General features: G+C 70.4%; 8 protein-coding genes. 3 read left to right on the top strand and 5 right to left on the bottom strand.

All coding sequences use genetic code 11. From position 1 onward, the window contains the following. Positions 1–616 (top strand): NAD-dependent epimerase/dehydratase family protein (locus EHS43_RS32820; RefSeq protein ID WP_125194310.1); only part of this gene is annotated, 616 nt, incomplete at its 5' end. A 14-nt stretch (positions 617–630) separates the two neighbouring features. On the opposite strand, the gene EHS43_RS32815 is transcribed toward EHS43_RS32820, so the two are convergent. The 3 genes from EHS43_RS32815 to EHS43_RS46755 are packed head-to-tail and all read right to left on the bottom strand — an operon-like array spanning position 631 to position 3,640. Beyond that, positions 631–2,421: a glycoside hydrolase family 15 protein gene (locus EHS43_RS32815; RefSeq protein ID WP_125194309.1), complete on the bottom strand. Its 1,791-nt coding sequence runs from the start codon at positions 2,419–2,421 to the stop codon at positions 631–633. A 16-nt stretch (positions 2,422–2,437) separates the two neighbouring features. Further along, a complete protein-coding gene (locus EHS43_RS32810) occupies positions 2,438–3,490 on the bottom strand; it encodes a glycosyltransferase family 2 protein (RefSeq protein ID WP_125194308.1) in 1,053 nt (350 codons plus the stop codon). Beyond that, the gene (locus tag EHS43_RS46755; RefSeq protein ID WP_185806516.1) at positions 3,491–3,640 is read right to left on the bottom strand and encodes a hypothetical protein; all 150 of its coding nucleotides are present in this window, start codon (positions 3,638–3,640) and stop codon (positions 3,491–3,493) included. It abuts the gene before it with no gap. Between the two features lie 106 nt (positions 3,641–3,746). On the opposite strand from EHS43_RS46755, the gene EHS43_RS32805 reads away from it, so the two are divergent. Then, positions 3,747–4,472 (top strand): TetR/AcrR family transcriptional regulator, encoded by a 726-nt coding sequence (locus EHS43_RS32805; RefSeq protein ID WP_125194307.1) that lies wholly within the window; start codon positions 3,747–3,749, stop codon positions 4,470–4,472. Between the two features lie 28 nt (positions 4,473–4,500). Here the strand turns inward: EHS43_RS32805 and EHS43_RS32800 are convergent, their stop codons facing one another. Beyond that, on the bottom strand, positions 4,501–5,484 hold the full coding sequence (locus EHS43_RS32800; protein WP_125194306.1) for an aldo/keto reductase: 984 nt from the start codon (positions 5,482–5,484) through the stop codon (positions 4,501–4,503). A 101-nt stretch (positions 5,485–5,585) separates the two neighbouring features. Next, a complete protein-coding gene (locus EHS43_RS32795) occupies positions 5,586–6,248 on the bottom strand; it encodes an NUDIX domain-containing protein (protein WP_125194305.1) in 663 nt (220 codons plus the stop codon). Between the two features lie 145 nt (positions 6,249–6,393). On the opposite strand from EHS43_RS32795, the gene EHS43_RS32790 reads away from it, so the two are divergent. Further along, the coding region (locus EHS43_RS32790) for a DapH/DapD/GlmU-related protein (RefSeq protein WP_148104140.1) at positions 6,394–6,969 on the top strand (576 nt) is incomplete at its 3' end.

Below are 6,969 nucleotides of genomic sequence, written 5' to 3'. Positions count from 1 at the left end.
CGCGAGGTCCAAGTGGCTTTGCGAGCAGGTCCTCGCCGATGTCTGCCGCTACCGGGACGACTTCACGGTCCTGTGCCTGCGTCACGCCACTCCGGCCGGCGCCCACCCCAGCGGCCTGCTCGGCGAGGACCCGCGCGCCACCCCCGACAGCCTTGTCCGGCGGCTGGCACAGGTGGCGGCGGGCCGGCTCGACCGGCTGCGGGTCTTCGGCGCCGATCACCCCACCCCGGACGGCACCGCGATCCGCGACTACCTCCACGTCATGGACACGGCCGAGGCACACCGCATCGCGCTCGACCACGTCACCGGCACACGGGGTATGCGGGTGTACAACCTCGGCACGGGCAGGGGCAGTTCGGTCCTGGAGACGATCGCCGTGTTCGCCCGGGCCTGCGGGAGCCCGCTCCCCTACGACCTCACGTCCCGCCGCCCGGACGACGTCCCCGAACTCGTCGCGGACGCGAGTGCGGTGGCCCGCGACTGGGGCTGGCGCGCCACCCGCACGCTCACCGACGTGTGCCGGGACGCCTGGCACTTCGGGCAACTGAACCCCGACGGCTACACGGACTCCGCACGCCGCCCGGAGGCTCGCGGGGGACGACGTCACGAGCCCTGACCAGGGCCGGACGATCAGATCACGGGTGCCAGGGCGAAGGCCGTCTCGACCAGGGCGATATGGCTCGCGGCCTGCGGGGCGTTGCCCAGCTGTCGTCCCGTGTCCGGGTCCCACTGCTCGGCCAGCAGACCGACGTCGTTGCGTACCGCGAGAACCCGCTCGAAGAGCTCCCGTGCCGGTCCCGGACGTCCGGTCGCGGCGAGGGCGTCGGCGTACCAGAGGGAACAGGCGACGAACGTGGCCTCGTCACCGCGCAGGCCGTCCACCTCGTGCGGCCCGGCACCGCCCGGCGCGTACCGGCGCACGAAGCCGCCCTGCTCCAGTTCGCGCATGGCCCGCACCGTGGCGCGAATCCGTTCGTCGTGGGCGGGCAGGAAACCGAGCCGGGCCATCAGCAGGGCCGAGGCGTCCAGGGTCGAGGAGCCGTAGGACTGCACGAAAGTGCGCCGTCGCGGGTCCCAGCCCTCCCGGCACACCTGGCGGTGCACCTCGTCGCGCATGGCCCGCCACTCACCGGAAGCCCCGTTGCGCCCCAGCAGTTCCCCCATCCGCAGGGCGCGATCGGCGGCCACCCAGGTCATCACCTTCGAGTGGACGAACTGCCGCCGCCGCCCGCGCACCTGCCACAGCCCCTGGTCGGGTTCGCGCCAGTGCCGCTGCAGGAAGCCCATCAGCGCCTGGACCAGGTCCCACACATGGGCGGGCATGGGAATGCCCGCCCGCAGCGACAGCCAGAGCGTGTCCAGGACCTCGCCGTACACGTCGAGCTGGAACTGCCCGACCGCCGAGTTCCCGAAGCGCACCGGCCGTGATCCGGCGTAGCCGGGCAGCCACGACGCCTCGGTCTCCGGCAGCAGGCGCTGCCCCTTCACCCCGTACACGGTCTGCAGATCGGCCGGGTCCCCCGCGACCGCCCGTACCAGCCAGTCCAGCCACGCACTCGCCTCGTCGCGGTATCCGCTGCGCAGCAGGCAGGACAGGGCGAGGGCGGAGTCGCGCAGCCAGCAGTAACGGTGGTCCCAGTTGCGTTCACCGCCGATGCGGCCGGGCAGCGAGGTGGTGGGCGCGGCGACGAAGGCGCCGGTGGGGGCGTAGGTGAGCGCCTTGAGGGTGATCAGGGACCGAAGCACGGCCTCCCGCCACGGCCCCTGGTACCGGCACCGGCCGCTCCAGCGGTGCCAGAAGTCGGTGGTCTCCTTGAGGAGGGTCTCCGCCGGAACGTGCAGCAGCGCGGGGGGATCGGCCCGGTGCGAGGGTGCCCACACGAGGGTCAGGGTGAGCCGCCTGCCCGCCCTGACCGTGACGTCGAGAGCGGTGACGTCCGCCCCGTCGGTGGGCCCCTCCTGGCTCTCGGCACCGAGCCAGACGGCATCGGGCCCGGCGACCGCGACGGCCCAGTCCGCGGTGCCCCGGACCCACGGCCGTACCCGCCCTTGATGGAACCTCGGACTCAGCTCACTGCGCACTTTCACGGCACCGGAGATGCCCTCCACCACCCTGACGAGACAGGGTAGTTGGGCCCGTGGTGGCATGAAGTCGGTGACCCGCACGACCCCGTCCGCAGTCCGCCACCACGAGTCCAGCACCAGCGTGCCCGGCCGGTAGTCCCGCCGCGCACAACACCCGCGCACCCCGACCGGCGCCACCCGCCAGACCCCGTTGTCCCGGGTGCCGAGCAACGCGGCCAGACAGGCGGGGGAGTCGAAGCGGGGGAGGCAGAGCCAGTCGACACAGCCGTCCCTGCCGACCATGGCCGCTGTCTCGAGGTCGCTGAGAAGGGCGTAGTCCTCGATGGGGGCACTCATGACGGCCGCCTCTGCCTCAGGGCCTTCCCTTCTCGTACGTGACCAGCCCGTCCGACAGCCTCAGCGGAACCAGGATCAGTTCCACGAGCATGGCCTTCCAGGCGTAATAGGTGTTGACCACCTTGTTCACGTAGACATAGGGGAAGTTACGGATCACCTGTCGATAGGGGATCTTTCTTCGGTGGGCGCCGTAGAGCAGCGGCGGGAACAGCAGGACCACCTCCGCGCCGAGCCACCACAGCATGCTCACCAGGACTCCGTAGTGGAACACGAAGATCATCAGGAAGGGCATCGCGTACCAGAGGGGCGCGGTGACGATGTCCCACACCGCGATGAGAATCCACAGCAGAAGCACCGGCTTGTGCCGCATCAGGCTGGCCCCGTGGATTCTCACGTTCTGGAAGAAGCCCGACATCCAGCGCCACACCTGCTTGCGCAGATACGTCATGGTCGCCGGGTCGGCCGCTTTGGCCAGCGCGGCCCCCACATAGACCGCCTTGCGGCCCTGCGCCTGTTTGGACCAGGTGTAGTCCATGTCCTCGACCACGGTGCGCTCGGGAAATCCCCCGAAAGTGCGCAGCTCCTCTGTACGGAACACCGAGCAGCAGCCGGAACACACGACCGGGCTGTTCGCGGCATTCTGAATGGGTCGCTGGAAATGGAATCCGAAGAGGTACTCGATGGACCGTCCGCGTTCGGTCACGGTGTCGTCGAACCGTGTCAGGACGCACCCGGCGGCGATCGCCACCCTGGGATTGTCGAAAGGCTCCAGGATCAGGGCGACATAGTCCTCGGCGAGGATGGTGTCGGCGTCGACCGGGAGAACGAGATCGGTCCACACGTACCGCAGCGCGTAGTTCTGCGCCCGCGCCTTGCTCCCCTGATTCGTCTCGGCCGTGAAGACGGTCACCCCGTAGGACAGGGCCACCTCACGGGTCCCGTCGGTGGAGCTGTCGTCGACCACGATGATCTCGTCGAACGGCCGGGTCTGACTGAGCAAGGACTCCAGCGTGTCCCCCAGCCCTTGCTCCTCGTTGTGCGCGGGGACTATCGCACAGATGGTGGTCATCTACTGCTCTCGGCCTCTGCCGAACAGCCTCATCACCACACCCACGCCGGCCGTCACCAGTCCGACGGCGAGGTAGAGCGGCCACGACACGCCCGTCTGGGCCAGTTGTCCGGAGTTGGTCATCAGGGTCTCCAGGTGCACTCGTCCCATCACCTCTACGCCATACGTTTATGACGTATACGTACACCCTCCGCTTATGGTGCAGTATTGTCAACTTCGCCACTTATGCCCTCTTTGTTGAGATTGAGGAGAAGCGATGACCGACGGGTCCCGTCCGGCTCGCAGGGCCGCCGACCGCGGCCGCTACGGCCGGCTGAGCAGGGAGCGCGTGCTCGCCGGCGCTCTGGAGCTGGTGGACCGGGAGGGCCTGTCGGCGCTCAGCATGCGCAGGCTGGGCGCCGAGCTCGGCGTGGAGGCGATGGCCCTGTACCGGTACGCGGCCGGCAAGGACGATCTCCTGGACGGCCTGGTCGAGGCGCTGTACCTGCAGCTGGACGAGCAGCCGGCGACCGAGCAGGGTGGCGGTGACTGGCGTGCCGGACTCCATCGCGTCGCCCGGGCCATGTACGACGTCTGCCTCGCTCACCCCCAGGTCGTCCCACTGCTCGCCACCCGCATGCTCGCGGTGCCGCTGGCCCGACGGCCGCTCGCCGTGCTGCGCGACCACGAGAGAGTGCTCGCGCTGCTCAGGGAGGGCGGGCTCGACGACGAGCGCGCCGCCGCGGCCTTCCGGGCCTACACGGCCTGGCTCCTCGGTTATGCGACCGTCGAGCTGCGGCCGATGGTCGACAGTCCCGAGGAGTCGGACCCCTCGTTCCGCCTGGGACTGCACCGCATGCCGGCCCAGGAACTGCCGACGCTCCGTGAGTTCGCCCCCGCACTGGCCGGGCAGGGTGGGCCTGAGGGGCTGGCGGCCGGGCTGGACGCGCTGCTCGACCGCTTCGGCGAGGCGGGACGGGGCGAAGCGGGGGCAAGCTCCTGACACCGCGCGGCTTGAAGCCGAAGCGGGCTCAGTGCGCCGCGTCCAGCCGCGTCCGCTGCTCCCCCGTGAGCTCCATGTCCACCGCCTCCAGGTTCTCCTCCAGCTGTGCCAGGGAGGAGACCCCCGCCAGCGGGACGATCGGCAGGTCCGAGCCGATCTGCCAGGCGAGGACCACCTGGTTGACGGTGGCGCCCGTTTCCTTCGCCACCTCGGTCAGGGCCTGGAGACGGGACGGTGTGCCGGGGTGGTCGAAGTCCGCGGGGATACGGTCCGGGTGGGTGTAGGCGCCCTTCAGGAGGGGCGAGTACGCGACCAGGGTCAGAGCGGGTTCCGCGCGCAGGTAGCTCACCAGCTCGGCGCCCGCGTGGCCGAGGCTGCCGTCGGGGAAGAGGGGATCCGGGACGTCGGTGCGGGGGCGCAGATGGCTGTGGGCGTACTGGAGGACCTCGTAGCCGGGCAGGCCGGCCGCTGCCGCCAGGGCGCGGGCCCGCTCCACCCGCCACACCGCGTGGTTGCTCACGCCGAGCAGGCCCACCGTGCCCTCGGCGACCAGTGCGGCGAAACCCTCCACCGTCTCCTGGAGCGGGACCCTGTGGTCCTCTATGTGTGCGTAGAGCAGGTCCAGCCTGGACACGCCGAGACGTTCCCGGCTGCGTTCCGCTGCCTCGCGGATCACCGGGGCCGACAGGCCCTCCCCGTTGTCGACGTAGCTCGTGCCGGGGGCCAGGGGGCGGGCGCCGAGCTTGGTGGCGATGACGATCTCGTCGCCGATGCCCCGGCTGCGCCGCCACCGGCCGAGCAGTTCCTCGCTCTGGCCGCCCTGGCCGCCGTCCTCCCAGAAGGCGTAGTTGTCGGACGTGTCGATGAAGTTGCCGCCGGCCTCGACATAGCGGTCGAGGACGGCGAAGGAGGTCTTCTCGTCGGTCCGTGAGCCGAACAGCATCGCGCCGAGTGCGAGGACGCTGACCTCGCGGCGGGTCGCCGGGTCGGTGCCGATGGTGCGGTAGCGCATGGTGGTGTGTCCTCCCGTGTGTGCCCCGGAAACGGGTCACACGGGAGTCTTCACGCTGGAGCGCACGCGAAGTCAAGGACTTCCGCGCCCACTTGGCGCGGTCACTTGGCGAACGGGCCCTCCAGAACCGCCCATTGGAGCAGCATGATGGTCTTGGCGTCGGCGATCTCCCCGGTGCGGATCATCTCCAGGGCCCTGCGGACGGGCAGTTCGAGGATCTCGATGTCCTCGCCCTCCTCGTCGAGACCGCCCCCCTCGTGGGTACGGGTCGACGGGGCGTACTCGGCCGCGTAGAAGCTGACGCGCTCGGTGACCGAGCCGGGGCTCATGTACACGTCGAAGACGTGGTGGACCTCGCCGATGGTGTGCCCCGTCTCCTCGACGACCTCACGCCGTACGGCGATCTCGGGGTGCTCGTCATCGTCGTCCAGGAGGCCGCCCGGGGTCTCGATCAGCATTCCGTCGGGGTGGCCGTTGACATACGCCGGGAAGCGGAACTGGCGGGTGAGCAGGACGGTTTCACGTTCCGTGTCGTACAGCAGCATGGTGGCGCCGTTGCCGCGGTCGTGGGTCTCGCGCTGCTGGGTGCTCCAGGTCCCGTCGGCGCGCCGGAGATCGAAGGTCGTGGCCCGCTCGACGTACCAGTGACTGGACAAGAGTTTCACGTCCCGGACCCTGACGCGCGGGTTGCCGGTCAGGTCCAGGCCGGTGCGGTCGAGTCCGGTGCGGCCCCGGCCGTCGGGGATGTCGACGCCCTCGGTCATCGGACACCCGCCGGACAGGAGGAGAAGCGGGAGGAGAAGCAAGAGAAGTACGAGTTGCTCATGACCGCTTCTACCATTTCGGGGCGCACCGCGTCGCCTGCGGCCCCCCTTCCCCGGCGGCCCCGGGGCTGCTTAGCGTGCTCCCATGGATCACCCGCGGCAGCCGTCCTCACGGCACCTCGACCACTGTCCCTGGCTCTTCGCCGACGGGGCGACCGAGGAACAGCGCGCCGCGCAGCGGGAGGTGCAGCGGGCGGTCGGCGGCGACACCGTGATCGGTGAGCGGTGCTACGTCGCCGGGTCCGCCGCGGTGTTCCCGGACCGGCTGCGGCTCGGCGACGACTCGTACATCGCCGCGCAGGCCTACGTCACCGGCGAGCTGACCACCGGCTCGCACTGCACGCTCAACCCGTTCACCACGGTGCGCGGGAACGTCGTGCTCGGTGACGGCGTCCGCGTCGGCGCCCACACCTCCCTGCTGGGGTTCAACCACTCCATGGCCCCCGACCGGCCTGTCTTCCGGCAGCCGCTCACCAGCCGGGGCATCCAGGTCGGCGACGACGTCTGGATCGGCTCGCACGTGGTCGTCGTGGACGGCGTGACCATCGGCGACCACTGCGTGATCGGCGCGGGAGCGGTGGTCACGCGCGACGTTCCGGCGTGGTCGGTGGCCGCGGGGAATCCGGCACGGGTGCTGCGGGATCGGCGGGAGGGACGGGAG

Source organism: Streptomyces sp. RP5T, assembly GCF_003933965.1.
Taxonomy (GTDB): Bacteria; Actinomycetota; Actinomycetes; order Streptomycetales; family Streptomycetaceae; genus Streptomyces.
The sequence above is the reverse complement of the archived record's forward strand: the minus strand, read 5'-3'. Positions and strand labels throughout refer to the sequence as shown.

Coding starts and splice junctions, on each gene's coding strand:
- EHS43_RS32815 (WP_125194309.1), bottom strand. CDS start 2,421: ATGAGTGCCCCCATCGAGGACTACGCCCTTCTCAGCGACCTCGAGACA.
- EHS43_RS32810 (WP_125194308.1), bottom strand. CDS start 3,490: ATGACCACCATCTGTGCGATAGTCCCCGCGCACAACGAGGAGCAAGGG.
- EHS43_RS46755 (WP_185806516.1), bottom strand. CDS start 3,640: ATGGGACGAGTGCACCTGGAGACCCTGATGACCAACTCCGGACAACTG.
- EHS43_RS32805 (WP_125194307.1), top strand. CDS start 3,747: ATGACCGACGGGTCCCGTCCGGCTCGCAGGGCCGCCGACCGCGGCCGC.
- EHS43_RS32800 (WP_125194306.1), bottom strand. CDS start 5,484: ATGCGCTACCGCACCATCGGCACCGACCCGGCGACCCGCCGCGAGGTC.
- EHS43_RS32795 (WP_125194305.1), bottom strand. CDS start 6,248: ATGACCGAGGGCGTCGACATCCCCGACGGCCGGGGCCGCACCGGACTC.